At 48.5% G+C, this 23602-nt stretch carries 21 protein-coding genes; 8 read left to right on the top strand and 13 right to left on the bottom strand.

The features are described 5' to 3' along the window. The first annotated feature begins 199 nt into the window (after nt 1–199). The gene (locus tag G7B18_RS17635) at nt 200–997 is read left to right on the top strand and encodes a tyrosine-protein phosphatase (RefSeq protein ID WP_164123623.1); all 798 of its coding nucleotides are present in this window, start codon (nt 200–202) and stop codon (nt 995–997) included. Nucleotides 998–1142: 145 nt separating this feature from the next. On the opposite strand, the gene G7B18_RS17630 is transcribed toward G7B18_RS17635, so the two are convergent. From G7B18_RS17630 to G7B18_RS17610, 5 genes are all read right to left on the bottom strand, one after another. Continuing rightward, nucleotides 1143–2477: a sensor histidine kinase gene (locus G7B18_RS17630; protein ID WP_164111743.1), complete on the bottom strand. Its 1335-nt coding sequence runs from the start codon at nt 2475–2477 to the stop codon at nt 1143–1145. After that, complete coding sequence (locus G7B18_RS17625) at nt 2474–3154, bottom strand: response regulator transcription factor (protein ID WP_240452899.1); 681 nt, start codon at nt 3152–3154, stop codon at nt 2474–2476. The genes G7B18_RS17630 and G7B18_RS17625 overlap by 4 nt, the downstream gene beginning before the upstream one ends. A 21-nt stretch (nt 3155–3175) precedes the next feature. After that, the gene (locus tag G7B18_RS17620; protein ID WP_164111744.1) at nt 3176–4033 is read right to left on the bottom strand and encodes a hypothetical protein; all 858 of its coding nucleotides are present in this window, start codon (nt 4031–4033) and stop codon (nt 3176–3178) included. A 2-nt stretch (nt 4034–4035) separates the two neighbouring features. Next, nucleotides 4036–4392, bottom strand: a complete 357-nt coding sequence (locus G7B18_RS17615) for a hypothetical protein (RefSeq protein ID WP_164111745.1) — start codon at nt 4390–4392, stop codon at nt 4036–4038. Nucleotides 4393–4467: 75 nt separating this feature from the next. Further along, a complete protein-coding gene (locus tag G7B18_RS17610) occupies nt 4468–5232 on the bottom strand; it encodes a hypothetical protein (RefSeq protein ID WP_164111746.1) in 765 nt (254 codons plus the stop codon). 488 nt (nt 5233–5720) lie between these two features. Here G7B18_RS17610 and G7B18_RS17605 point away from each other — a divergent pair, with 488 nt between their 5' ends. The 7 genes from G7B18_RS17605 to G7B18_RS17575 all read left to right on the top strand — a co-directional run bounded on the left by G7B18_RS17605 (nt 5721) and on the right by G7B18_RS17575 (nt 17517). Then, a complete protein-coding gene (locus G7B18_RS17605) occupies nt 5721–8942 on the top strand; it encodes a discoidin domain-containing protein (protein WP_164111747.1) in 3222 nt (1073 codons plus the stop codon). A 255-nt stretch (nt 8943–9197) separates the two neighbouring features. Continuing rightward, complete coding sequence (locus tag G7B18_RS17600; RefSeq protein ID WP_164111748.1) at nt 9198–9722, top strand: RNA polymerase sigma factor; 525 nt, start codon at nt 9198–9200, stop codon at nt 9720–9722. A 52-nt stretch (nt 9723–9774) separates the two neighbouring features. Continuing rightward, a complete protein-coding gene (locus G7B18_RS17595; protein WP_164111749.1) occupies nt 9775–10920 on the top strand; it encodes a FecR family protein in 1146 nt (381 codons plus the stop codon). 90 nt (nt 10921–11010) lie between these two features. Continuing rightward, the gene (locus G7B18_RS17590; RefSeq protein WP_164111750.1) at nt 11011–14400 is read left to right on the top strand and encodes a TonB-dependent receptor; all 3390 of its coding nucleotides are present in this window, start codon (nt 11011–11013) and stop codon (nt 14398–14400) included. 31 nt (nt 14401–14431) lie between these two features. Continuing rightward, the gene (locus tag G7B18_RS17585) at nt 14432–16273 is read left to right on the top strand and encodes a RagB/SusD family nutrient uptake outer membrane protein (RefSeq protein ID WP_164111751.1); all 1842 of its coding nucleotides are present in this window, start codon (nt 14432–14434) and stop codon (nt 16271–16273) included. A gap of 16 nt (nt 16274–16289) precedes the next feature. After that, on the top strand, nt 16290–16709 hold the full coding sequence (locus G7B18_RS17580; RefSeq protein ID WP_164111752.1) for a DUF5017 domain-containing protein: 420 nt from the start codon (nt 16290–16292) through the stop codon (nt 16707–16709). Beyond that, nucleotides 16687–17517 (top strand): family 16 glycosylhydrolase, encoded by an 831-nt coding sequence (locus G7B18_RS17575; protein WP_164111753.1) that lies wholly within the window; start codon nt 16687–16689, stop codon nt 17515–17517. Before G7B18_RS17580 ends, G7B18_RS17575 begins: the two co-directional genes overlap by 23 nt. 243 nt (nt 17518–17760) lie before the next feature. Here G7B18_RS17575 and idi read toward each other — a convergent pair whose 3' ends face one another. The 8 genes from idi to G7B18_RS17535 form a co-directional block, all read right to left on the bottom strand. After that, the gene (idi, locus tag G7B18_RS17570; protein ID WP_164111754.1) at nt 17761–18285 is read right to left on the bottom strand and encodes an isopentenyl-diphosphate Delta-isomerase; all 525 of its coding nucleotides are present in this window, start codon (nt 18283–18285) and stop codon (nt 17761–17763) included. A gap of 47 nt (nt 18286–18332) precedes the next feature. Continuing rightward, complete coding sequence (locus tag G7B18_RS17565) at nt 18333–19022, bottom strand: lycopene cyclase domain-containing protein (RefSeq protein ID WP_164111755.1); 690 nt, start codon at nt 19020–19022, stop codon at nt 18333–18335. Further along, nucleotides 19019–19477: a sterol desaturase family protein gene (locus tag G7B18_RS17560; RefSeq protein WP_164111756.1), complete on the bottom strand. Its 459-nt coding sequence runs from the start codon at nt 19475–19477 to the stop codon at nt 19019–19021. Before G7B18_RS17560 ends, G7B18_RS17565 begins: the two co-directional genes overlap by 4 nt. 2 nt (nt 19478–19479) lie before the next feature. After that, nucleotides 19480–20316, bottom strand: coding sequence for a phytoene/squalene synthase family protein (locus G7B18_RS17555; RefSeq protein ID WP_164111757.1), 837 nt, complete (start codon nt 20314–20316; stop codon nt 19480–19482). 114 nt (nt 20317–20430) lie between these two features. Then, nucleotides 20431–21912: a phytoene desaturase family protein gene (locus G7B18_RS17550; protein ID WP_164111758.1), complete on the bottom strand. Its 1482-nt coding sequence runs from the start codon at nt 21910–21912 to the stop codon at nt 20431–20433. Nucleotides 21913–21920: 8 nt separating this feature from the next. Next, nucleotides 21921–22331: a hydroxyisourate hydrolase gene (uraH, locus tag G7B18_RS17545; protein ID WP_164111759.1), complete on the bottom strand. Its 411-nt coding sequence runs from the start codon at nt 22329–22331 to the stop codon at nt 21921–21923. 39 nt (nt 22332–22370) lie between these two features. Further along, nucleotides 22371–22964, bottom strand: coding sequence for a MarR family winged helix-turn-helix transcriptional regulator (locus G7B18_RS17540; RefSeq protein WP_164111760.1), 594 nt, complete (start codon nt 22962–22964; stop codon nt 22371–22373). A 243-nt stretch (nt 22965–23207) separates the two neighbouring features. Then, nucleotides 23208–23534 (bottom strand): zf-TFIIB domain-containing protein, encoded by a 327-nt coding sequence (locus G7B18_RS17535; protein ID WP_164111761.1) that lies wholly within the window; start codon nt 23532–23534, stop codon nt 23208–23210. Nucleotides 23535–23602 lie beyond the last annotated feature (68 nt).

Below are 23602 nucleotides of genomic sequence, written 5' to 3'. Positions count from 1 at the left end.
GATTGAATATTAAGTTAATATTACGTATCTTGCACACAATATTAGATTGTATTGCTCGGCGGGAGACGGACTGTGGCATAAGTTTTGCTCCTGTAAAAGGTGAAATTTTGATAAAACGATATTTTGCCAGGCTGTCGGTGTAGCGAAGAGCGAGTTATTACGTTTATAGAGTATATATAGACTTTTTTTATTAGATATAATGGGATTTTTTTCGAAGCTATTTGGTAAAGGACAGAGCGAAACCAAGGTGATGACAATGGGCAAACTGGCTTTTCTGGAAGTGGATATGCACAACCACCTGTTGCCCGGTATCGATGACGGTAGCCAATCTACGGCGCAGTCTGTCGCGCTCATCAAAGGTCTGCATGCCATGGGCTTTGAAAAATTTATCTGTACGCCACACATCATGGCCGACGTCCACCCCAATACCAAATCGACTATCGCTGCGGCACACGACAAGCTAAGTAAGGAGCTGTGTACTGCAGACCCCAAGGTACGTATATTTGCGGCGGCGGAGCATATGATCGATGAAGGGCTGGAGGCTATCATCAAGAAGGACAACCTCTGCGTGATGCCGGGAGGCTACGTGCTCATTGAGATGTCCTACCTAGCGGAGTCCAAAGCGCTATTCCAGACGATACTGGATATACAGAACCTGGGCTATAAGCCTATCCTGGCGCATCCGGAACGCTACAACTACTACCACTACAACTTCGATATGTACAAGCAGATCAAAGATGCAGGCTGCCTATTGCAGCTCAACCTGCTCTCGATAAGCCGCTACTACGGTACGGAGGTGAAAGTGGCTGCACTGACCATGATCAAATCGGGAATGTATGATTTTGTAGGTACCGATACGCACCACGAAAAACACCTCGCCGCGCTGCAGGAGGTGGTGGCCAAATATCCGGTCAGGGACCTGTTGAAGACCTGCCCGATCAAAAACCCAACCTTGTTGGATCACTTGCAGAATGATAATACAATAGCGGTAGGCTAATCGCTGTTAATATAACTATAGCAAGAAGGCTTAGCTCGACTACCGAGCTAAGCCTTTTTTTTTTGCTTGCTCGAATAGATTGGTTACTGAGGTCGATATGGACTTGGGGCGTTATGTTTATCAACAGATCAATTGGAATAATAGACTATTGGGGCTCATACGCTTGGCAATCTTGGGCCTCGAACAATAAATAGATAGTGGTACCTCGTTGCTTTTCGGAATGGACCTGTATGTCGATCGCTAGAAAATCGGCAATGCTTTTGGCGATGGACAGGCCTAATCCATTACCTACGGCAAGACGGTGAAATCGCTGGAATAATTTTTCCGTTTGCGTCGCGTCCATGCCGATGCCGGTATCCTGGATGCACAGCTTGAACTTATCGGCTGAAAAGCTACCCCGGATGTCTACCCTTCCGCCCTGTACATTATACTGGATGGCATTGTGAATCAGGTTATAGAGCAATTGAAACAGCAGCTGCCTATGTTGATGGCTTATCCGGAGCTGTGGGTCTACCGTCATGTTCAAGGAGAGGGACTTGGCATCCATAAAGAGCTGTAATTCGGAAATGATATCCTGCAAGAGGGGGTGTAAGTGGACGGTTTCTGTTCGCGAATACTCGCCACTATCTACCCGTGCTAAAAAGAGCAGCGTGCGTACCAGTCCCTGAAGCCGGTCTAGCGTATGGAGGCTGGACTGTAGTTTGTCGATCACGGCGTCGGAAAGCGATGGGGTATCCAGAAGGTTCTCGAGCTTGCTGCGTAACACGGCGATGGGGGTCAATAGCTCATGGGATGCATTGGCGGTGAACTCTTTTTCACGGGTGTATGCAGCGGTAGCCTGAGCCATGAGCTCCCGTAATCGCTGATCCAATAACTGGAAATCTAAGGTAGAGGTAGAAATGGGTTGGGATGCGGCCGTGAAGGGAAAAGATTGGTGCTGCAACCGCAGCCGTACGATATCGCGTAAAGGCCTAAGGATATGGGTCCCGTAGAAATAATCGATAGTGACTGTGGTAATGAGCAAAAGACCGAGAATGCCCAAGGCTACCTTTTGTAAGAGGGCGGCGTATAGGCGTATGCTGGTCTCCGAACGTCCGATTTCGAGGAGGTAGGTAGTGCCGTCGGCCTCAAAATAGCGATGTAGAATGCGGTATTCGATCGTATCTCGATCAATAATACGTGCTTCATTGGCTATGCTGAATGATCCTGGAAGGCTACTGTCGGCTTGTACTTGTTGTAGGGCGATGTAATCTTCCTTGAGCATCGTATAGCTCCCAAAACTGCTGTCGCCTTGTAGATAGTGTTGTAGACCGTAGTGCCGTATATTGTCAAAGACGGCATGCTGTTGCTTCTTTAACACCCCGTCTATCGAATACCGTGCATAAAAGCTGAATAGCCAGGGAAGGATCAATAGGAATAACCCGAAAATAAGTAGTTTCGATAGGGCAAAATATAAGGTGAATTTGCTGTTTAGCTTCACGGCAATACAATTTTATAACCTATGCCCCGTACCGATTGTAGCCAATCGACTGTTGCATATACCGATAGTTTTTTGCGTATGTTCTTGATGTGTACATCGATATAGTTGGAGTCTCCATTGGGGAGGCTGTAATCGCCCCAGACGTGTTCGTACAGCTGCGAACGGCTCAATGGCCGATTGCGGTGCAGCAATAAGAAACTCAGAATATCGAATTCTTTTTTGTACAGCTGTATCTCCTGTTGCTGAAATCGTACACAGCGCTGCTCCAGGTCTATTACAAAACCGCCTAAGGAGATGGTTTCCTGTAGGTTTCCGTAGCGCCGCCGCCATAATGCCTGTAGACGGGCATGTAACTCGACCAGCGCAAAGGGCTTGGGCAGGTAGTCGTCTGCCCCGTCCTGCAGTCCAAGTACGCGATCCGCTACTGCCCCACGTGCAGAAGCAATCAGCACGAAGCTCTCCGGATGATCTCTCTTGATAGCGCGCAACAGCTCAAATCCGCTGCCGTCGGGTAAACCCAGGTCTAATACGATAATAGCATAGGGCTTCTGCGAAAGATAGTGCAATGCCTCGCGCTGGCTGCCCGCAACTGTACAGTCATAACGTAGTCCCTGCAGGTATACCGATACTTCTTGGGCAAGTTCTTTTTCGTCTTCAACTAGAAGCACGTTCATCATAATGGTTTTTAATCGTTACTATTAAAATTGATAAAAATATCCTACATTAAAAAATGAATTTTTACGGGCCTCACTTTGTACCTCTTTGCCCAATAATGAAAGTTGATAGGATGCCAGAAATGAACCGTTGCCATATTGCCAGATAACGGGAAGTTGAAAATTGTAGGATAACAGCGTAAAATCGGTAGAGATCACGGTGGTCTCGGTGTAGGTGACTTCCTGTTGCGTTGGATTTTTACCATTTAGGATACTACCTAGTCCGGGGTGTTTTTGCGTCTCTTCTATATAACTGGTGTAGAAGCGTTGGGTACCCGCCGTGACCGAGATATTGGGCTTGATATATAAAATGTCTTTGGCGGTGAAGGAGTGCAGCGGCACAATCTTGCTGTTGGTTAATGTGACAAAGAAATCGTCTTCTTGACCAAAGTTATAATCGGCGCCAAGATCGGTCTGGAAGAGGTGTGTGAGCCCTAGCTCGACGGTAGCACTGTTGGGATTGGAGGCCTGTAACAACGGAGAGTCTTTACTGTAAAAAGAACGGTTATAGCCGACATTAAGTGTCCCCTTGGAGCCAAGAGCAAATTCAAACCCGGTGCCCACATGCAGTTCGGATGGAAAATTGCCCTCTTTTAACAGCTGGTATCCGCCGGCCGACACGTACCATCCGATGGGGGTACGCAGGGTTAAATCGGTGTAAACAAAGGGCAGCGATTCGCCGGCGGTCTGCCCGTAATAATTTGCATTACTGCTCCACAGGTTGGTCCACGTGAACGTTGTTTTTTGGGCTGTACTATCGGAGGTCTGGGCCTTTGATACAGGCCCCGAAAGTAACAGTACAACGAAAAGACATGTACTGCAAAAGAAACTCGACTGAATCATCGTTACAATTTAATTTTTAGTTTCGTATTGATCTTGGTTTTAACTTTAATAGGGGGGCCTGTACCCTTTACTTTGGGTAATGCTACAGGACGGGGGATTTGCTGGTTGCGCGCTTTAGGGACTATTTTGGGGATCTCTTTTTTTATTTCGGTGTTTTTTTTTGAGCCATGCTTGTCTGGGCGCTGATTTGCTTTGGCGCCTTTTTCTTCTTGTTGGGGGGTACGGATACTATCGGCAATGACGACCCTGACACGTGCTAAAACCGGTCTGGAGCCCCAATCCATAGCCAGGGCCGAGTCGGGTTTGCCCAGACTCAAAAGTACGGCTAGGAATACATACACACGAGATCGAAAATCCATAATCCCTAAAAAAAAGTTACTTTGAGGTGATCCCTCACCTCAAAGTTAAACATAACATCTAAAATATTCCAAGACCTACTTGAGGCCGCCACGGATTCTTGTATTGGTACGCACTTTTACCGGAGTGGTACGGATGTCGGTTTTGGTGTGGACACGGGTATTTACCTGGGGCGATACGCGGACATTTGCCTGTACCTTAGGCGATGCCTGTACGGCAGCATGGGGCGCTACGTCTACACTTTTTACGGCACGATGGGCTGTAGACTGCGTCTTCCCGACCACGGAGGCAACCTCACTGACCACGGCGCCCTTGGTGCCGGACTCAACTTGGGCATGAGCGACCGCGCTCACTGCGGATCCATGCGTGACCTGCTGTGCATTGGCATCTCCTTCTGCAGCTGCTACACCGGTAGCCAACGCTGCTTCTACTTCGTTTTCGTTTTTGGCCTTGGCGGAAGCTGCCTCGCTCACGATAGCCCCTTTCTGTCCGCCTTCGATACCATGAGCAGTTTGGCTAACGAGTGTTCCGTGTGCATTTTGGGTGTTTTCAACGGCTCCATTGGAGGTTTTCTCTGCCAGCTTCGTCGCTTTGTCTGAAGCGTGCTGTGCCGCCTTTTCAGTGCGATCGGCCGATTTTGCCGCACGCAGCGCACGGCCCTCGGCACTGGCTTCTACGGCTGTCTCAGATTGGACAGCACCTTCGGTTTTCTTGCCCGTCTGCGAGGCATTGTCTGCTTTCTTTACAGCTGCAACAGCTGTATTGCTTTTTGTGGTTGTCTCTTGGGCTGTAACTGTTGCGCCTAGCAACAGTGCTACAACGAATAATCCTAAACTTTTCATAAGTGTATCATTACTTGGTGAGCGCGTAAGCTCGTTTTACATGGATTAGTATTTATAGATACTAATCTAAAGCAGGATTATGAAAATAAAATGAAAATGAATTTTTTTTTATAAAATTTCCCGTTTTCTTTTGTAAGCTACTGATAGTTACGGAAACGTTTGCATGGATAATGTACCTGCTCTTTATAAACTTATAGCTATAATAGCCTTTCAATTGGTAACCAAAATAAAAAAGAGGGAGCGGCAATGTATAAGACTGGAGATGTAAAATACGCCTACAAAACCTATTTTATTAAAAATTTAAAGGCTTTTTGGAATGTTTGAACTTATGAAATATCCATGTAGCAGAACTGCACAGGCACCAATGGCCGCGGAGCAGCATGCACGCCAACAGTAATAAAGTCGTGCATAACGTACTTTGGATATTCCATATGACCATTAAAAAAAAATAAACCGAGCTTGCGAGCTCATGAAATAATTATACACATATGAAATGTAGCCTGAGAAAGGTAGTGGTGATGATACTGGGGCTTTGTGGGCTGTGGTCTGTGGCTTACACGCAAGAAGTACTGGATCTGGCCGGTGAATGGCAGTTTCAGCTGGATCCGCAAAAAATCGGAATGAAGGATGCCTGGTTTCTGAAACAAGGACTTGAGGATAAGGTGGTATTGCCCGGAACCACGGATACCAATAAAAAAGGGTACAAAACAAGTCCCTGGCCACATGATTCGATCACGAGAAAGTTCTCCTTTCCGGAGGATTTTGAAAAACCCGAATGGATATATGAACTGAATACGGCCCCCTCACAGCGCTATAAGTATATAGGCCCGGCCTGGTACCAGCGTGAAATAGATATTCCGAATGACTGGAATGGAAAGGGGGTCGAACTCTTTCTCGAAAGAAGCTTGTTTAAGATAAACGTATGGGTGGATGGCGTTCGTGTTGGAGAGGATGTAGCCCTCTACACGCCCAGGCTATTTGACTTGACGCCGTTTGTGAAGGCCGGAAAAAAACATCGGATCACAATATGTGTGGACAATACGAATCTGATCGGTGGTATGGCGCATGGCTATACCTACCATACCCAGACCAACTGGAATGGTGTGGTCGGAAAAATGGAACTGCGTAAGATAAATGAGCTGCATATCCGATCCATGCGTGTATTTACGGATATACATGACAAGAACGTAAGACTGGAGGTGGAGCTGGATAACCATACCGGGAGAAGGCTGCCAGCGCAGTTCAAGGTGCTGGTAAGGGGCAGCGACGGCAAGGTGGTCGCCCAAAAGATATACGCCAGAAAGGTAGAGCAAGGTAAAAGGATACAGGAGATTGTGCTGCCTATCGACAAGGCTATCGTGCTCTGGGATGAATTTACCCCTGAGCTGTATAGACTCGAACTGGAGGTGCAGGGTGAGGGACTCGCCTTTATGGAGACGAAAAGAGAACGCTTTGCTTTCAGGAAGATATCCACCAATGGCACCCAGATATTGGTTAATGATAGGCCCGTATTTCTGAGGGGTACCCTGGATTGTGCGATTTATCCCAAAACGGGGTATATGCCGATGGATAGGGCCGCGTGGGAAAAGGTGCTGGGCACGGTCAAGGAATATGGAATGAATCACCTCAGGTACCATTCGGTATGTCCGCCAAAGGTAGCTTTTGATGTGGCCGACGAGATGGGGATCTATCTGCAGGCTGAATTGCTATGGGGGCCGGAGCCGACAGCGACAAACTATGCGACAGAATACCTCTACAACGAAGGCTACCGCGTACTCAATGAATATGGCAACCATCCTTCATTTGTACTGATGGCGCTGAGTAATGAGCTGTCGTATGCTGATCTGCCCATGAAGAATAGAATCGTGGATGGATACCGCAAATATGATCCCCGAAGATTGTATGCCACGCAGGCGGGACATGTCAATAAGATGCATACGGCTAGTGAGGTAAGGTTTAATAAAACCTGGGAAAATGAAGAGATATGTAATATACCCAGGGAAGAGCTGATAGAAAGTAATGATTTTGACTTTGCTGCCGGTAAGGGACCGGATGAGCCGCCGCTCGTGATACATGAAAATGGTCAATGGGTGATGTATCCGGGCTTTGATTTTATGAAAAAGTTTGATGGCGTGATACAACCAGACAATTTTGTGCCGATGTATGATCGGCTGCTGGCCAATGGTCTCGCGGAGAAAGATCGGGAAATGGCGAAGGCGTCCGGCAGGCACGGGGTATGGCATATCAAGCAGGTGCTGGAGTCTATGTACCGTACTGGTGGGGTGTCAGGGTACCAGTATCTGGGGCTGCAGGATTTTCCCGGTCAATCGGAAGCTATGGTGGGGATTCTGGATCCTTTTTGGGATAGTAAAGGCTATGTGCGCCCGGAGGAGTTTAGAAGTTTCTGTTCGGAGGTGGTGCCGCTGGTACGCATGAAGAAATGGACCTATACCACCGGGGAGTCTTTGGATATAAAGGCGGAGGTCTGGAATTTTGGACCGGCAGATATAACGGGGAAGAGGCTGGCATGGGCGGTGTACAGCCCGAACGGGGAAAAGCTAATGAAGGGTAAATTTGAAGCGGGGCAGATAAAGCAAGGGGAGTCTACACCGGTAGGCAGTCTAAACTTGCCGCTGGATAAGCTCGATAGAGCGGGCAGCTATATGTTTGAGCTGGCCTTAGAAGGGACAGCCTATCGGAATACGTGGGACTTTTATGTATACCCTGTGGTGCAGCCGGTGGATCCCAAAGGGGTGCATGTGGCTGAGGTGTTGGATGAACAGGTTTTTGCCGTGCTGGAGTCGGGCGGAAAGGTGCTTTTGCAGTGGCCGCTCGAGGGGCATGGAAAGAATGTACAGAAGACGTCATTCACCCCTCATTTCTGGTCTTTTAATAGAGGTGCGCTGGGAAGGGTATACCCGGGTACGGCAGGTATGCTGTGCGACCCTGACCATCCGGTGTTTAAAGGATTTGAGACCAGAAGCTTTGCGGATCCGAGATGGATGCATATGATCCATTTTGCAAATGCATTTATATTGAACGATCACAAAGACATTGATCCATTGGTGCAGATCATTGATGATTACCATAGGAATAACAAACTGGCAGCGGTGTTCGAACTCAGGGTGGGGAAGGGTAAATTGATGGTGTGTGGACTGGACCTGGTATCGGATGAAGCCAAGAGACCGGAAATACAACATTTTAAAAACAGCCTATTGGCGTATATGCAAAGTGATGCGTTCGACCCGAAAGTGCAGATGGATAGCGTGGCCCTGGAAAGCTTAATTCCGGATCCTAAGACCGTGACCCGGGTGCTGGAGGGATCGAGCCGATGGCCCCTGCACGATTATAGGGATGTGCTGGATGGCGATCCTGCTACCTTTTGGAGCAGTGAGTGGAATGGGGAATGGAGGGCGAGCAAGTCGCATTATTTAATAATAGAGCTGCCGCAGTCTAAGCTGATCCAGGGCTGTACCTATACGCCCCGGCAGGACTCTGAAAACGGAAGGGTAGGGAAGTATGAGCTATTTGTCAGTATGGATGGAAAGAGCTGGGGAGAGGCTGTGGCAAGTGGTTCTTTTGAAAACGTGGCGCAGGTGCAGCAGGTGAAGTTTGAAAAGCCCCGGGAAGGGAAGTTCGTGAAGTTTGTGGCGCTGGAAGAGGTCAATAAAAGAAAATGGGCTGCAATAGCTGATCTTGACTTTTTCTAGTGTTTTTCACAGCGTTCCAGACACAATGGTGAAAAAAGAGCCCTAGGGTAGGGATATCGTGCTATCCCCGGTAATAGGGGATAGCAGAGCGCTAGGCCAAAAGGTAACCGGCGGAATGGAGAATGGAAAAAATACCCGCAAATAGATAGCACCGAACGGAAACGTTTGCATGGATAATGTATCGCTCCTTTATTAACTTTTACTATAATAGTGCCACTATTTGCAGCCTGGAGCTGAAATGGGAACCTTAGAATTATGACAGCGGAGATCACCGAATTACTTTTTAAGCAGTATTATGCGAGGCTATGTGTCTATGCGACCGCCCTATTGGGCGATCCGCATGCTGCGGAAGATGTGGTGGCTGCGGTATTCCTCAATATGGTAGCCAACGCGACCAGCGAAGTGCAGCGCATCGGACTGCCCTACCTCTATCGTGCAGTCAAAAATGGTTGCCTGAAAAATATACGTAAAGAGAATACCCATACCAAATACCTGTCCAGTGGGATGATCGAAATCAGTGAAGAGGGCTATGATCAAAGGATTATCCAGGCTGAACTGACGGTCGCCCTGTCTGCACTGTTGGAGGAGCTGCCCGAAGGATGTAGCCGCATCCTAAAAATGAGCTATGTCGAAGGACTCAAAAATGCGGAGATAGCAGAGAAGCTCTGTATCTCGATACACACGGTAAAAAGCCAGAAAAATAGAGGCTTAATGTTGTTACGGGAACGGGTGTCGCTGCACTATCTGCTGACCATATTGCTGTTTCTGAAAAATTTCTAAAAAAAAATAATTTTCTTTCCATCCTTTTCCGCTCCCAGTGGATTATAGAGATATGGAACAGCACGCAATCCGATTGGCGCAGCTAATCGCTAAGTATATCAATCAGAATATCTCATCCGACGAATTGGAGGAACTGGAGGCCGCGGTGCCTCCGTCTGAACTCAAAAAAATCTTGTCTGATTTTGAAAAAGGACGCGAGGTACAGGACGAGCTGTTGGTTTATTTTGAATCTAAAAAGCAACAAGCCTGGAAGAATCTACAAGCTACCGCCAAGCCCCGCTCTAAGTGGAAAATATATTATAAATATACTGCTGTAGCGGCTACGCTATTGTTGGCCGCAGCGTTGTCTCTATACTTTTTACGTAGGGATGCGCGGCAGGGGGTATACTATAACGAGGTCATACCGGATCGGGTATTTGGCCAGAAAAACGACGTCAGCCCCGGTAAGATGCAGACACTGGTGGAACTGGCCAATGGAGAGACGGTCGTGGTGCAGGATAAGATCCTGAAAATAGGAGCAGATAGCGGGCGGAATGATGCTGCTTCGGGGTTTTTTACCCAGCAGATGGATAATATAAAGACGATAACTACCCCGAAGGCGAGCAATATCGAACTATGGTTGCCTGATAATACGCGGGTATGGCTCAATGCGGCCAGTACGCTGACAATCGATCGCGCATATAATACACGGAATAGGATGGTGTACCTCAAGGGAGAAGCTTTTTTTGAGGTGGCGAAAGATGCGGAAAGACGATTTATGGTCGTCTCCGATAGGGATACCGTAGCGGTATACGGTACCTCTTTTAATGTCAATAGCTATGGCAAGCATCCTGCTGCTACCCTGCTCGAGGGCAAGGTCCGTATGCAGGGGCAGGAAAGAAAAATGCTGGATCTGCCGGTGGGCTATCAAGGTAGATGGCGCAATGGAGAACTCGTAGCGATGAAGGTGGACGTAAAGAAGTATAGCTCCTGGAAAGATGGGTATTTCTACTTTAAACAGGACAACCTCAATGAGGTGGTGCAAAGGATGGCCGACTGGTACGATATCGAGGTACAGTCGGAGGTAGCGGATAGAATGGTGCATATATCGGGCACAATAGATAAAAAGGCGAGCCTGGCGGAAGCGGTGTCCATACTGAAGGATGTCTCTGGGCTGCACTTTACGATTGAGAATAGAATATTGAAAATAACCAAATAGTGAAACTTATGGATTAACAAGGACGAGTGCTGCGAAATGTCAGCGAATTAACTAACTGTAATATTAAAAAAGAAGATACCAGTCTAAATTATGATGAAAAACCAGATTAAAGATAAGAGCTGGATGGTGCTAAAGTATGGTCTACTGGTGCTGTCCATGTTTTTATTTGGCTTTTGGGCACAGGCAACGGCCCAACTGATCACGCTCAAACAGAGCAACAAGCGTATTGAAAAAGTGCTGGAGCAGATTACCGAAAGGTATAAGATTCATTTCCTTTACAAAGATGATCTATTGCTAAGGATGAAACCTGTGAGTATTGATGTGAAAGATGTCGAGATAGAGCAGGTGCTCCAGGGGCTATTTCGCGAGTCGGGCATTACCTACACGCGACGCAACAATAATATCACGCTGCAGCAAAGCGAAAGACCGAACAGCAAACAGGATAAAATTAAGGTAACAGGCCTGGTAACCGATAGCACAGGATCTGCTATCACGGGGGCTTCTGTAGCTTTGAAATCGAACCCGGCTATAGGTACGGCTACCGATAGAAACGGTAGATTCGTGATCGAGGTAGCGCCTAATGCGGTGCTGTGGGTCAGCTATATGGGATTTACCGGCCAGGAGCTCGTCGTAACCCAGGGCAAGGACTATAAGATCGTGCTCCTGCCGGATGCGGCGGGACTGGAGGAGGTCGTCGTTGTGGGGTTTGGCAAGCAGAAGAAAGAATCGGTGGTGAGCTCGATAGCGACGGTATCGGGGGAGACCCTCCGCGCACCCACACGCAGTCTGAGCAACAACCTGGCCGGCCAGATACCGGGACTGATCGCCGTACAGCGATCGGGGATGCCGGGCTACGACGATGCCGAATTCTGGATACGCGGCACCAGCTCTTTTGCCGGCGGCACATCGCCTCTAGTGCTGGTGGATGGGATACCGCGAAGCCTGAATGATATTGATCCCGATGAAATAGAGACGTTCTCCTTGTTGAAAGATGCCGCAGCGACTGCCGTATACGGCGCAGAAGGAGCAAACGGGGTAATACTGATCACATCTAAAAGGGGAAAGATCCAAAAAACAGCCATAGGCTACCGCGGCGAATACTCCTACTCGACACCGACCAGGGTGCCCAGGATGGCCAACTCCTTTGACTACCTCCGTATGTATAATGAAGCGCAGGTAAATGATGGGTTGCTACCGGCATTTGGCGACGACCTCTTGGACAAGTTCCGGACCAATGCCGATCCGGATCTATACCCGAGCAGCAACTGGTACGACCTGCTGCTGCGTGACAATACCTACAATACAAGACACAACCTCAACTTTAGAGGTGGTGGAGACAGAATGCGTTTTTTTGTGAATGCAGGCTTCTTTAACGAAAGTGGTCTGTTTGTGTCCTCCAAAGAGTATAACAACAACTCGAACTATAAACGCTACAACCTGCGGAGTAATATCGATATGGATGTGACCAATACAACGACCCTAAGGGTGGATCTGGCAGGGCAGTATGGGCAGGTGAACAGGCCATACTACGATCAGACCGTAATATTCGATCGCTTCTCGCGGATACCGCCGCACCTATTCCCAGCGATCTATTCGGATGGAACACTGGCGGCACACCCTTCGCAGGATAATAATAAGGTGAATCCTTACAACCAGCTGCTGGAGTACGGCTATAGAAAGGAATGGCGGTCATCCATACAGAGCCGTGTGGATATCGAGCAGAAGCTGCCCTTTCTGACACAGGGGCTACGCGCTAAAGGTACCGTGAGCTACGATGCCTATGGGGAGTTTCAGATGGCCAGGACCCGCACGCCGGAGACCTTTGTGGCTACCGGTAGGGATGATGAGGGAAAGCTGATATTTGTAAGAAAAACCAATAAGACGGCGATGGGTGAGCCCACGGAATCGAACTCGGCAGAGAAGAAAATATACCTCGAGGCCTCGCTAAATTATGACCGCGTATTTGCCGATAGACATGATGTGTCGGCTATGGTACTGACCTACCAGAAGGAAAGGCAATTGCACAATCAGGCCCTATCGTTCCGTAAACAGGCGTATGTAGGACGGGTAACCTATAGCTATAACCGGGTATACTCGATGGAAGCCAATTTTGGGATCACCGGGTCGGAGCAGTTTGCCGAAGGCAACCGCTTTGGATTCTTCCCGGCAGTAGGGCTGGCCTATGTCGTGACCAATGAGCCTTTCTTCCCAGAGCACCTCAAACGCTACCTATCTAACTTGAAGCTACGGGCATCGGTAGGACGAACAGGTAATGACGATACCGGAAGTGAGGCTAACCGATTTATATACCGTGGCCAATTTGGAGCCTATTCTTCATATCCGATAGGTATCGGGACAACAGGAAGCCTGGATAATCTAAATGGACTGACAGAAACCCGATTTGAAGCACCGATGATAGGCTGGGAAATCGAAAATAAAAGAAACTTTGGTATTGATCTGGGTTTGTTCAATAACAACCTGCAGATCACGGCAGACTACTTTCAGAATGACCGCTATAATATCTTGCTCCGCAGAAGAACAATAGTCAATGCCGCAGGATTCATGTCCAACCCTTGGCAGAACTATGGTAAGGTGCAGAATAAGGGGGTAGATGGATCGGTGACGTACAACCAGAAGCTGGGAACAGACTTTAGCATGCAGCTACGCGGTAACTTTACCTTTGCGCGTAATAAGATAACAGAGTACGATGAGGTAAAGCAGGTCCACCCTTGGATGGAGCTGACGGGCAAACGCCTCAACGGTATAAATGATGTCTATGTAGCGGATGGATTGTTTAAGGACGACGACTTTAATATATACACCGATGCAGATGGTAAAATTGCTTATCAACTGAAACAGGGCATAGCGCCATCGGAGCAGATGGCCAACCCGAAACCGGGGGATATCAGGTATAAAGACCTGAATGGGGATGGTATAGTCAACGCCTTTGACCGTATTAAAGATGCCGCAATGCCTACCGTCCCTGAGATTGTTTATGGGTTTGGAACCAGCTTTAAGTACAAAGGGGCTTTTTTGAGCCTGTTCTTTCAAGGGGCGGCCAATGTATCGACCAATCTGAACAACCAGTCGAATGCGACATTGCCTTTCCACTGGGGCTTGTTGGAGAGTAATGTGCGGGCCGAGGTACTGGAAAGTAGGTGGACTGTCCAGCAGCCGGGACAGGATGTATTCTTTCCGAGGTTGCAGACGGTGAATATGACCAATACGAATACCGGAAGTACATACTGGATCAGAGATGCCTCGTTCATAAGGCTGAAAAATGTCGAACTGGGGTATAATTTTGATATCAAAAAGTTGAATATCATAGGTATACAGTCAATACGCCTGTATGCTATGGGACAGAATGTGGCGCTGTGGGATAAAGTGAAGATGTATGACCCCGAGCTGGGAAATAGTGCAGGTGGTACCAAGTACCCGCTGCCATCGATGTGGACGGGTGGACTGGAATTGTCGTTTTAACCGGTCGGTGTAATTTTAAGAATCGTAAATCATGAACAGAACAATAATAGCTATAGCAATAGCGGCCATGCTGGCCGCATCATTTACTTCGTGTAAGAAGTTCTTGGATGTATCGGACGAGCTGGCGGAGGAGCTGGACTACGAAAAGGTGTTCAGTGAACCGGATAATTTGCGCCGGTTTCATCGCGTAGTGTATACCGGTATACCGAATACTGCCGAATTTATGCGGGAGCTTACGGGCACTGACTTGCCCTGGCCTCAGCTCACAGATGAGATCGAAAGGGCGCAAGGGGCCGACTTTAATATGGTCGCGTTCAATTCGTCGCACACCGCCTATGGGCGGTGGGATCTGTATTATAAACTGATAAGACAGGCCAACGTATTCTTGGAGCGGGCTAAAGCAATACCTAAACAGGGCGATGCAGATTACGTGTCGGATGAGGAGCTAGCTAGCTTACAGGTGGAAGCTCGTTTTTTTAGAGCCTACTACCACTACCTGCTCTTCGAACAGTATGGGCCTGTGCCGATTATGGATTATCTGGTGGATCCGAACAGCAGCAGCCAGTTGGACTTTGCTCGCAACAGCGTCGATGAGGTGGTCAAGTTTGTATACGATGAGTTGACTTTTTGCGCGGGGGCACTAAAGGACCCGAATCTGACAGATGTAAATCGCTTGGGCGTGCCAACAAGGGGGACCGCACTGGCGGTGCGTGCCCGCTTGATGATGTATGCCGCGAGCCCACTATTCAACGGGGGATATGCAGAAGCATTGCAGGTCAGGAATCCCGATGGTAAACAGCTATTCCCGGCTAAGGATAATGCGAAGTGGAATGCCGCACTGAAAGCGATGCAGGAATTTATGGACTATGCCAATACGGGCCACTATGAGCTCTTTAAAGTGATGAAGACCGATGGATCGATAAATCCAGACGAAAGCCTCTACCAGATGTTTATGAGTATGAACAAGGAGGTGATATTCGCGCGGACGAATGGCAATTTTGGAAATATATCGTCTAGGGCCGGACTGGATGGCTGGAATGTACCCCGAGGTGTCCGAAATGGGAATACAACAACTGGATACATGGCGATAACCCAGGAGCTGGTAGACGATTTTTTGATGCGGGATGGGCTGACTATCGAGGAGTCGCCGCTGTATAAGGAAACAGGATTTTCGGTGGCGGGGGATGACCCGACCGGACGTACCGATGTGGGAACCTACCGCATGTGGACCAATAGGGAACCGCGATTTTATCGTACGGTGTTCTATAACAAGCGTAAATGGCATGTAGGCAATGAAGTGGTCGCCTGGCACAGAGGTGGGAATAGCGACAACTCGTCGGGCATAGACAACGCACGTACCGGCTACCTGATGTACAAGCGCATGAGCCGTAGGGTGTACAACCTGAGCCCTAACCCTACCTCGGAATATAGACCGGCAATTATTCACCGCCTAGCGGAGTTTTATCTGCTCTATGCAGAGGCGCTCAACGAAGTGAATCCAAACGACCCCCGTATCTTGGAATACGTGGACAAGGTGAGGGAGCGGGCTGGCGTACCGGCACTCCGCACGATAAAGGCGGGTATCGTAGGTGATCAGGACGCACAACGGGAGGCTATACGACGCGAAATGCGGGTAGAACTGGCTACCGAAGGACAGCGCTACTTTGACGTGAGGCGTTGGATGCTGGCCGAAACAGATGGTTATAAGCAGGGGGGCGCGATATATGGCATGAATGTATTTGCGAATGAAGCGGGATTCTACCAAAGGACGAAAGTGGAGGACAGGGTGTTCACGAAGGCGATGTACCTGTACCCGATCCCATTGACGCAGATACAGAATAGTAAACTGTTGGTTCAGAATCCATTGTATTAAATTTAATTGTTTAGAGATGAAAAAAATGTTATTTGTTGGCCTTTTGATAGGTGTGCTTGCGGGCTGTAGCAAACAGGAGTACTCCGAGGACTGGAAGCCCGGGACGGGGGATCTGACCATTCAGGTGGATAAATCTGCCATCAAGCAATCGGAGTTTTTTACACTACAATTTGGCGGATATGCGGATAGTATACTGGTGTATGATGGTACGGTGGGCCATGAATACCGCTTTAAAGATAGGACGATGCTGGATGATAAAAAAGTGGCCCCGGATAAACCATCGCATATCGTGAAAACGAGGTTTCAGAATATGATGACGAGTTATAGACTGGGGTATAAAACCCCTGGTCAGTATAAAATGACGGTGCTGGGCAAAGATGTGGATGGAAAGGAAATGGCCAAAACAGAACGGGATGTCACGATACAGGTCAATTAGGCTATCCGCGATAGGCCTAATAGCGATGGTGTTGCTGGTGGGTATGCCCCTGCGTGGGCTGTCCCAGATGGAGGGCCGCAAAGACCGAAGCATAATAGAAAATCCAGGGCTGAAGGTGGACGATTTTATCGGTCAGTATGCGTTGTGCTGGTGGGATGATTTTGAAGGGGAGGTATTGGACACAATAAAATGGAAATATCGCGCAGAAGGATCGAAAAGAGGGTTTGCAACGGTGTCGAGAGAAACTATAGCACTGGACGGAAAGGGAAATCTGATCTTACAGACCCTAAAAAAGGACGGTAAATACTACGTGGGACAGGTGACTACTGATGGAATATTTGCGCAGAAATTTGGTTATTTTGAATGCCGTGCCCAGGTGAATAAATACTTGGGCACGCACTCAGCATTTTGGCTCCAGACCAATACGATGACTAAAGAGAATAATGATCCTTGGAATAATGGAACGGAAATAGACATCTTTGAGTACCATAGAAACACTCCGGATAAAGTGCACCATAACCTGCACTGGAATGGATATGGTGCAGGACATAAAAATGTGGGGCTGGCATTGCCCGCTCCAGGGGTGGATAAAGGGTATCATACTTTTGGTCTGTTATGGACGGAAAAAGAGTATGTCTTCTTTGTTGATGGCGTGGAAACGTGGCGCACTTCGGAGGCGCTATCTAATATCGCGGAGTATATTATCTTGAGTACGGAGCTGACGGGGTTTGGCGGGAATCACCTTCACGCTAACTATCCGGACAGCATCTTGTTTGATTATGTAAAGGTGTATCGGCTGAAAGGGTAATCATGGCAATTTTGGTGTAGACTACAGTTGCCGGTTCTCGCCCCACAGCCGTACGCTGAACCAGCGTATATCGAATAATACGCACGAGTTGCGGTATAGGGTGGGGGATAAGGATGCTGTAGTAGCCCCGATAGTCCGGAATACGATAGTAGTGAAGTTGGGTAAAAAGGATTCTACTGTGAATAGCTATAGAAAAAGGCTTAGCTCGGGAATTGAGCTAAGCCTTTTTTTGTTGGAAGCGTTTTATATTTTGATGACTGATTTGAGGACCAGCTCGGAAAAGGCCTGCCTAAACCATACCGTATACCTGCGGGGATGCTCCAACAGATCGATGATGATAGCGGCGGGGCGCATCCACTTATAGTCCTGCACTTCGAGGGGATGGGGGGTAGGGGTCTGGTTCGAATGGCCTATAAATATATGGTCCAGCTCGTGCTCTATCAGGTAGTTCTCTACGGGTTCGTTATAGACGAAAGAGTAAAGGTGGCGGAGCTCGCAGCGTATGCCCATCTCGTACTCCAGGCGCTCGAGTGCTGCGCAATGGATGTCCTCGTCCAGCTGGGGGTGCGAACAGCAGGTATTGGTCCATAGACCGCCGCCGTGGTATTTGGAGTCGGCACGTTGCTGCAGCAGAAGCTCGCCCTGCGCATTAAATATAAATACAGAAAAGGCCCGGTGCAGCAGGCCTTGCTCGTGGGCAAGTAGCTTGTCCATCTCCCCTATTGTCTGATCATGCTCGTCTACGAGTACAACTTTGTTTCTGTCCATTGGTAATGTTTTTGTTTTTTTTATTGTGGAATAAAGGGTGATCCGCACTATACGTCGGACTTTTTGAATCTTTTGAAGAAATACAGTACCAGCAAGAACTGGCTATAGCCGTATACGGCGTCTTCGATCGGTATACTGAGTATGCGGATACCGAGAAACTCCTCGGGGTTGTAATTTACGATAGGCGAAGGAAGGCCTGTGCCCGTGAGCACACCGTTGACCGGGAAAAAGCCCAGCATAAGGCAGCTGAATACGAACGATGCTTTGCCGATCCAGTCTGCCCGCTTAATGAAATGCAGGTAGACCAGCGTTAAAATAGTCACCACCGCTGTCAGATGGGTATACATGCGATCCTGGTATACTAAAGCGACGACGGCGCAGATGATGACGCTCACAAATACGATAAGATTGTTGAAGCCCTGGAGCCAGGCCAGCTGGTAATACTTGTCTACGCAGTAGTAGGTAAATATGCAGGAGAACGGGATAAAAATGAAAAAGAGCCATTCTTCGATGGGGAGCCCCGCGAGGCGGAATCCCAGGGTATAGGAGCTGTCAAACCACCATACCCCCTGAGCGGTAAACCAGATGTCCCAGGCAATAAACGGAAGGGCAACAAGAGCCGAAGCCTTGAGGAACGCAGCAAAGTGTAAATGGAACGGAATACGCTTATCAAAAGAGGCTACAAAGCAGATGATAACGGTAAAAAATAAGACGAGGGCGTAGGTATAATGCATCATCGGGGACTGTTTTTAAAATACATCTTGAAATATTTGATGGGCACGTACAGGAAGCCGAAGCACTCGCCGTGGTATTTGCCGGTGTGTCGGTGGTGCTGCTTGTGTGCACGTCGAAGGGCTAAAAAGTAGGGGTTGCGCGTGCGTGTGAAATATTGGAGACGCTGATGGATAAAAATATCGTGCACGAAGAAATAGGCCATGCCGTAAAGCATGATGCCCAGGCCGATGTAGAAAAGGTAGCTGATGCCATCCATCGTGCCTACATACAGCAGGGCTATCGTAGGTAGGGCAAAAATGACAAAGAAATAGTCGTTTTTCTCTAAAGGGCCCTCGGTACTGTGGTCGTGATGGTCGCGGTGCAAAAACCATAGGAAGCCGTGCATGACGTATTTGTGGATCAGCCAGGTGGCGCCTTCCATAAGCGTAAAGGTGGCAAGGGTGATGAGTATGTTCATGGCTATAAATAGGCAGTTTTGTAACGTAAATAACTTTTTAAGGCTACGAATGCTTTTTGTGTATCCGGAATGCGTACCCGGCTGTGCAGGATGTCCTGCGAAGACTTTTTCTTGATCTTACGGAACAGCGATAGGTAGTATTTGTAGGCCAGGTATACCCCAAACATAGCGCAGTGCGGTAGCCGCTTGATGCCGACCAGGGCCTCGCGAAACTCGGCTTCGATCTCTTGCTCGATCTGGCACTTGACCGTATTGTCAAATACGGCCATATCGATATTGGGGAAATAGGTGCGCCCCAGGATGTGGTAGTCCTCTTTGAGGTCACGTAGGAAATTTATTTTTTGGAAGGCCGATCCCAGCTTCATCGCATAGGGCCTGAGCTCCTGGTACTGCGCTGTATCGCCCTTGGTAAACACCTGAAGGCACATCAGCCCGACCACCTCCGCCGATCCAAAGATGTACTCTTGGTACAGCGATGGGCTGTAGTCCAGCTGCTGTAGGTCCATCTCCATACTGTGCAGGAACTGATCGATCAGGGTATGGTCGATCTGGTAGCGGCGTACGGTCTCCTGAAAGGACTGTAAGATGGGATTGAGCGATATGCCCTCTTCAAGGGCTACTGCCGTCTCTACCTTCAGCCTGCTGAGCAGGCGCGCTTTGTCGTAGCCATGAAAACTGTCTACAATCTCGTCGGCCAGGCGTACGTAGCCGTAGATGGCGTAAATGGCGCTGCGGATAGAGGGCTTGAGGGCTAAGATACCCAGGGAAAAACTGGTGCTGTATTTCTGCGTGGTGATCTTGCTTACTGCGTACGAAAGATCGTCAAATAGCTGTTTCATAGCGGGTTGGTTTGTTTTTTAATGGGCCTGTGGAATATCCGGATATACCCTGCTGCAAATGCTGTGCAGGGGGCTTCGTATGCATCGTACTCGTCAAGTTGCTACATGGATATCTCATAATACCTGGGTTTTAAGTTTATGGACTTCATGGGCTACTATCTTGCCGGATATGATGGACGGTGGTACACCGGGGCCAGGTACCGTGAGCTGGCCGGTATAAAAAAGGTTCTTGAGCTGTTTGTTGCGGATTTTGGGCTTTAACACGGCGGTCTGGCTTAGCGTATTGGCCAGGCCATAGGCATTGCCCCCGTAGGCGCTGTAGTCGGCTATAAAGTCGCTTACGCAATAGCTACGCTGGTAGACAATCTGTGAACGTAGATCGGTCAGTCCCGCGTGCCGCTCGATACGGGCCAGCATCTTGTCCAGGTACTGCTCGCGAAGCGACTCCCCGTCCTGTATACCGATGGCCAGGGGCATCAGTAAAAACAGGTTCTCGGCACCGGAGGGTGCTACCGATGGGTCGGTCCTTGAAGGACAGCAGACGTAAAATAACGGGTTTTCCGGCCATTTTTGCGCGCCATAGATATTGTCGATGTGCGCATCGAGATCATGCTCAAAAAATAGGGTATGATGCTTGAGCTGGGGTATCGCTGTATGGATGCCCAGGTAGTAGATCAGACTGGATGGCGCGAAGGTGCGCTGCTGCCAATAGGCCTCGGTATAGTTTTTTTGACTATCCTCGAGCAGGGTCTCCGTATGGTGGTAGTCGGATGAGGCAATAACGGCATCGAAGCGACGTATTGTGCCATTTATCGTCAAAGAGCTCACCCGGTCGCTACTGGTATTTATCTTTTGGACGGTATGGCCAAAGTGAAAACGGGCACCCTGTGCCTCTGCTACCTTTTGCATGGCTAATACCAACTGGTAGAAGCCGCCCATGGGATAATGGGTGCCGAGGCCATAGCCGCCATAGTTCATCAGGCTGTAAAGGGCCGGGATGTTTTTGGGGGATGCACCCAGGAATATTACCGGAAACTCCATCAGCGTACGGAGCTTGGGATTTTTGAAATACCGGGCCACATAGGTCCTGAAATCGGTGAGTAGATCCAACTTTAAGGCGCTTTTGGCAATCTTGGGCGATATAAACTCCAGCCAGCTGTGGGATGGTTTGTTGACGAAGTCTTGCATGCCTACTTCGTACTTGAACTGGGCAGACTGCATGAATTTTTCAAACTGGGCGCCAGCCCCCGGTTCCAGCTGTTCGAACAGCGATCGTAGTTCGGCTATATGGGATGGCACTGCCAGCGGCGTATCCTGGAATACCATTTCGAACTGTGGATCTAAGGGTACCAGCTCGAAAAAATCGGAAGCCTGGTAGCCGAAATCACTAAAAAAACGCTCCATGATGTCGGGCATCCAGTACCAACTGGGGCCCATGTCGAATACAAATCCTTCGTCCGTACGGAACTGCCGCGCCCGCCCGCCCGGCTGGTCATGCCGCTCGAAGACATGGACTTCATGGCCTGCCTGAGCGGCATATGCCGCTGCAGACAGCCCGGAAAACCCAGAACCTATGATTGCTATTTTCTTCTTCATAATCCAGTCTAGTTGCCTTTGTAGGTGGCGTAGCCATAAGGGCTGATCGTAATTGGGACATGGTAATGCGCCTGGTCTTTGATCGCAAAGACAACCGCTACAAAGGGATAAAAACTATCACCGCCATGTTTTGTGAAGTAGGGATAGGTCTCAAAAATAAGTTTGTACGTCCCTTTGTTGTCTTTCGCCTCATCATAAGGTAGGAAATCGCCGACCCGGCCATTGGCGTCGGTCTTTTTGACGCTGACAGGCTCCCATTGATTTTTATCGTTTAATTTTTCCAGTTTAATGACCACATCGGCCGCAGGCTGTCCCGTAGTTATGTTGAGTATATGGCTGGATAGTTGGTGGCTTTTTGACTGGCCGTAGGCTAACGCGCATACCACCAGTAATGTAAATGTACTTATTATAGTTTTCATTGTTGAAATGTGTTTTTAGTTTATAAATTGTTCTTTTGTCTATTTTTGATTTAAATGGATATGGAAATCGTTGAGCTTGTTCAGCAGCCGGGTAAGCTCGGAAAGCTCGGTAACGGAAAGATCGCCGCCTATAATATTGGACAGCTTGCGCATCTTTTCGAGGTGTTGATCCAGCACGCTGCTACCCGCTGCGGTCAGGAAAATCAATTTGCTCCGCCTATCGGCAGCCGAATTCTCTTGTGCCACCCAGTTCTTGGCGATAAGCCGGTTGATCGTCAACATGCCGACGGGCTTGTCGTGGCCCAACGTATTGATCAGCGCCGTCTTGGTAGTCTTGCCGGATAAATTAATATGTAAAAGGTATAAAAAGTCATTTTGACTCGAAAAATCGGAGTCTGAAACGGTGACCCGTGAATAAATACCCGCTATCTTTTTTATTAAGACCAACAGTTCTATCCTGTCTTTTGCCAGATCATCGGTATCGGCACTGGCCGTCGTTCCGGTAGATAAGGCATAGTCTTCGTAAACCCATTTTTTAAAGCCCTGTATCGTAGCGTCGTAAGAGGACTCTGCGTTGGCAGATTCGAAATCTTTTACGAGGTCAATAATATTATTAATCATATTATAATGCATAAGTAGCCTTATTTAGAATACAAGTATACTAAAATATTTTATATTAGTAAAAAAGTAAACTAAATAAACGAATTTGGTATCTTAATATACTATGTGTAGCGGGATAGGGGAATAAGGGCTCTACGACGCCAAAGTAAGGGAGGTATAAATGGAACTGTTTATTGGCGTCGTAGAGCGCTAGGGGGGCTGTCGCCCGGCTACTTGCGAAGGGGCATGGGTGAGATCTTGAAACGGCTGCGCCTGTTAATCAAAATCAAAGAAATCGGAAAGAAAGGATTTCTTTTTTCGAGGGTACTGCTGGTTGTAGTCTCGGCTATCCTTATGGTCTCTGCTGTCGCGATGATCGCGGTGCTGGTGCCGATCGGAGCGGTCGTAGTGGCTGTCGCGCGGACGCTCTTCATAGCGTGGTGCGGCTGCTGCTGGCGCTTGGCTCTGTGCTGCGGCATAATCCATAAGTTTGTCGAGCTCGCCTTTGTCCAGCCAGATGCCTCGGCAGCTCGGGCAGTAATCGATCTCGACCTGATGACGCTCGGTCATGAGTAATGTTTCGTTGCAATTGGGACACTTCATAGTTTTATTTTTTTTAAATAAATAGTCTAACAAATCAAACGGCAAGCTAAGGATTTTGGTTTGTTCTC

The organism is Sphingobacterium sp. xlx-130, assembly GCF_011007405.1.
GTDB classification, from domain to species: Bacteria; Bacteroidota; Bacteroidia; order Sphingobacteriales; family Sphingobacteriaceae; genus Sphingobacterium; species Sphingobacterium luzhongxinii.
The sequence above is the reverse complement of the archived record's forward strand: the minus strand, read 5'-3'. Positions and strand labels throughout refer to the sequence as shown.

What these genes read in the sequence shown, in the direction of transcription:
- G7B18_RS17635 (WP_164123623.1), top strand. Translation starts at nt 200, where the DNA reads ATGGGATTTTTTTCGAAGCTATTTGGTAAAGGACAGAGCGAAACCAAG.
- G7B18_RS17625 (WP_240452899.1), bottom strand. Translation starts at nt 3,154, where the DNA reads ATGATGAACGTGCTTCTAGTTGAAGACGAAAAAGAACTTGCCCAAGAA.
- G7B18_RS17620 (WP_164111744.1), bottom strand. Translation starts at nt 4,033, where the DNA reads ATGATTCAGTCGAGTTTCTTTTGCAGTACATGTCTTTTCGTTGTACTG.
- G7B18_RS17615 (WP_164111745.1), bottom strand. Translation starts at nt 4,392, where the DNA reads ATGGATTTTCGATCTCGTGTGTATGTATTCCTAGCCGTACTTTTGAGT.
- G7B18_RS17610 (WP_164111746.1), bottom strand. Translation starts at nt 5,232, where the DNA reads ATGAAAAGTTTAGGATTATTCGTTGTAGCACTGTTGCTAGGCGCAACA.
- G7B18_RS17605 (WP_164111747.1), top strand. Translation starts at nt 5,721, where the DNA reads ATGAAATGTAGCCTGAGAAAGGTAGTGGTGATGATACTGGGGCTTTGT.
- G7B18_RS17600 (WP_164111748.1), top strand. Translation starts at nt 9,198, where the DNA reads ATGACAGCGGAGATCACCGAATTACTTTTTAAGCAGTATTATGCGAGG.
- G7B18_RS17595 (WP_164111749.1), top strand. Translation starts at nt 9,775, where the DNA reads ATGGAACAGCACGCAATCCGATTGGCGCAGCTAATCGCTAAGTATATC.
- G7B18_RS17590 (WP_164111750.1), top strand. Translation starts at nt 11,011, where the DNA reads ATGATGAAAAACCAGATTAAAGATAAGAGCTGGATGGTGCTAAAGTAT.
- G7B18_RS17585 (WP_164111751.1), top strand. Translation starts at nt 14,432, where the DNA reads ATGAACAGAACAATAATAGCTATAGCAATAGCGGCCATGCTGGCCGCA.
- G7B18_RS17580 (WP_164111752.1), top strand. Translation starts at nt 16,290, where the DNA reads ATGAAAAAAATGTTATTTGTTGGCCTTTTGATAGGTGTGCTTGCGGGC.
- G7B18_RS17575 (WP_164111753.1), top strand. Translation starts at nt 16,687, where the DNA reads ATGTCACGATACAGGTCAATTAGGCTATCCGCGATAGGCCTAATAGCG.
- idi (WP_164111754.1), bottom strand. Translation starts at nt 18,285, where the DNA reads ATGGACAGAAACAAAGTTGTACTCGTAGACGAGCATGATCAGACAATA.
- G7B18_RS17565 (WP_164111755.1), bottom strand. Translation starts at nt 19,022, where the DNA reads ATGATGCATTATACCTACGCCCTCGTCTTATTTTTTACCGTTATCATC.
- G7B18_RS17560 (WP_164111756.1), bottom strand. Translation starts at nt 19,477, where the DNA reads ATGAACATACTCATCACCCTTGCCACCTTTACGCTTATGGAAGGCGCC.
- G7B18_RS17555 (WP_164111757.1), bottom strand. Translation starts at nt 20,316, where the DNA reads ATGAAACAGCTATTTGACGATCTTTCGTACGCAGTAAGCAAGATCACC.
- G7B18_RS17550 (WP_164111758.1), bottom strand. Translation starts at nt 21,912, where the DNA reads ATGAAGAAGAAAATAGCAATCATAGGTTCTGGGTTTTCCGGGCTGTCT.
- uraH (WP_164111759.1), bottom strand. Translation starts at nt 22,331, where the DNA reads ATGAAAACTATAATAAGTACATTTACATTACTGGTGGTATGCGCGTTA.
- G7B18_RS17540 (WP_164111760.1), bottom strand. Translation starts at nt 22,964, where the DNA reads ATGCATTATAATATGATTAATAATATTATTGACCTCGTAAAAGATTTC.
- G7B18_RS17535 (WP_164111761.1), bottom strand. Translation starts at nt 23,534, where the DNA reads ATGAAGTGTCCCAATTGCAACGAAACATTACTCATGACCGAGCGTCAT.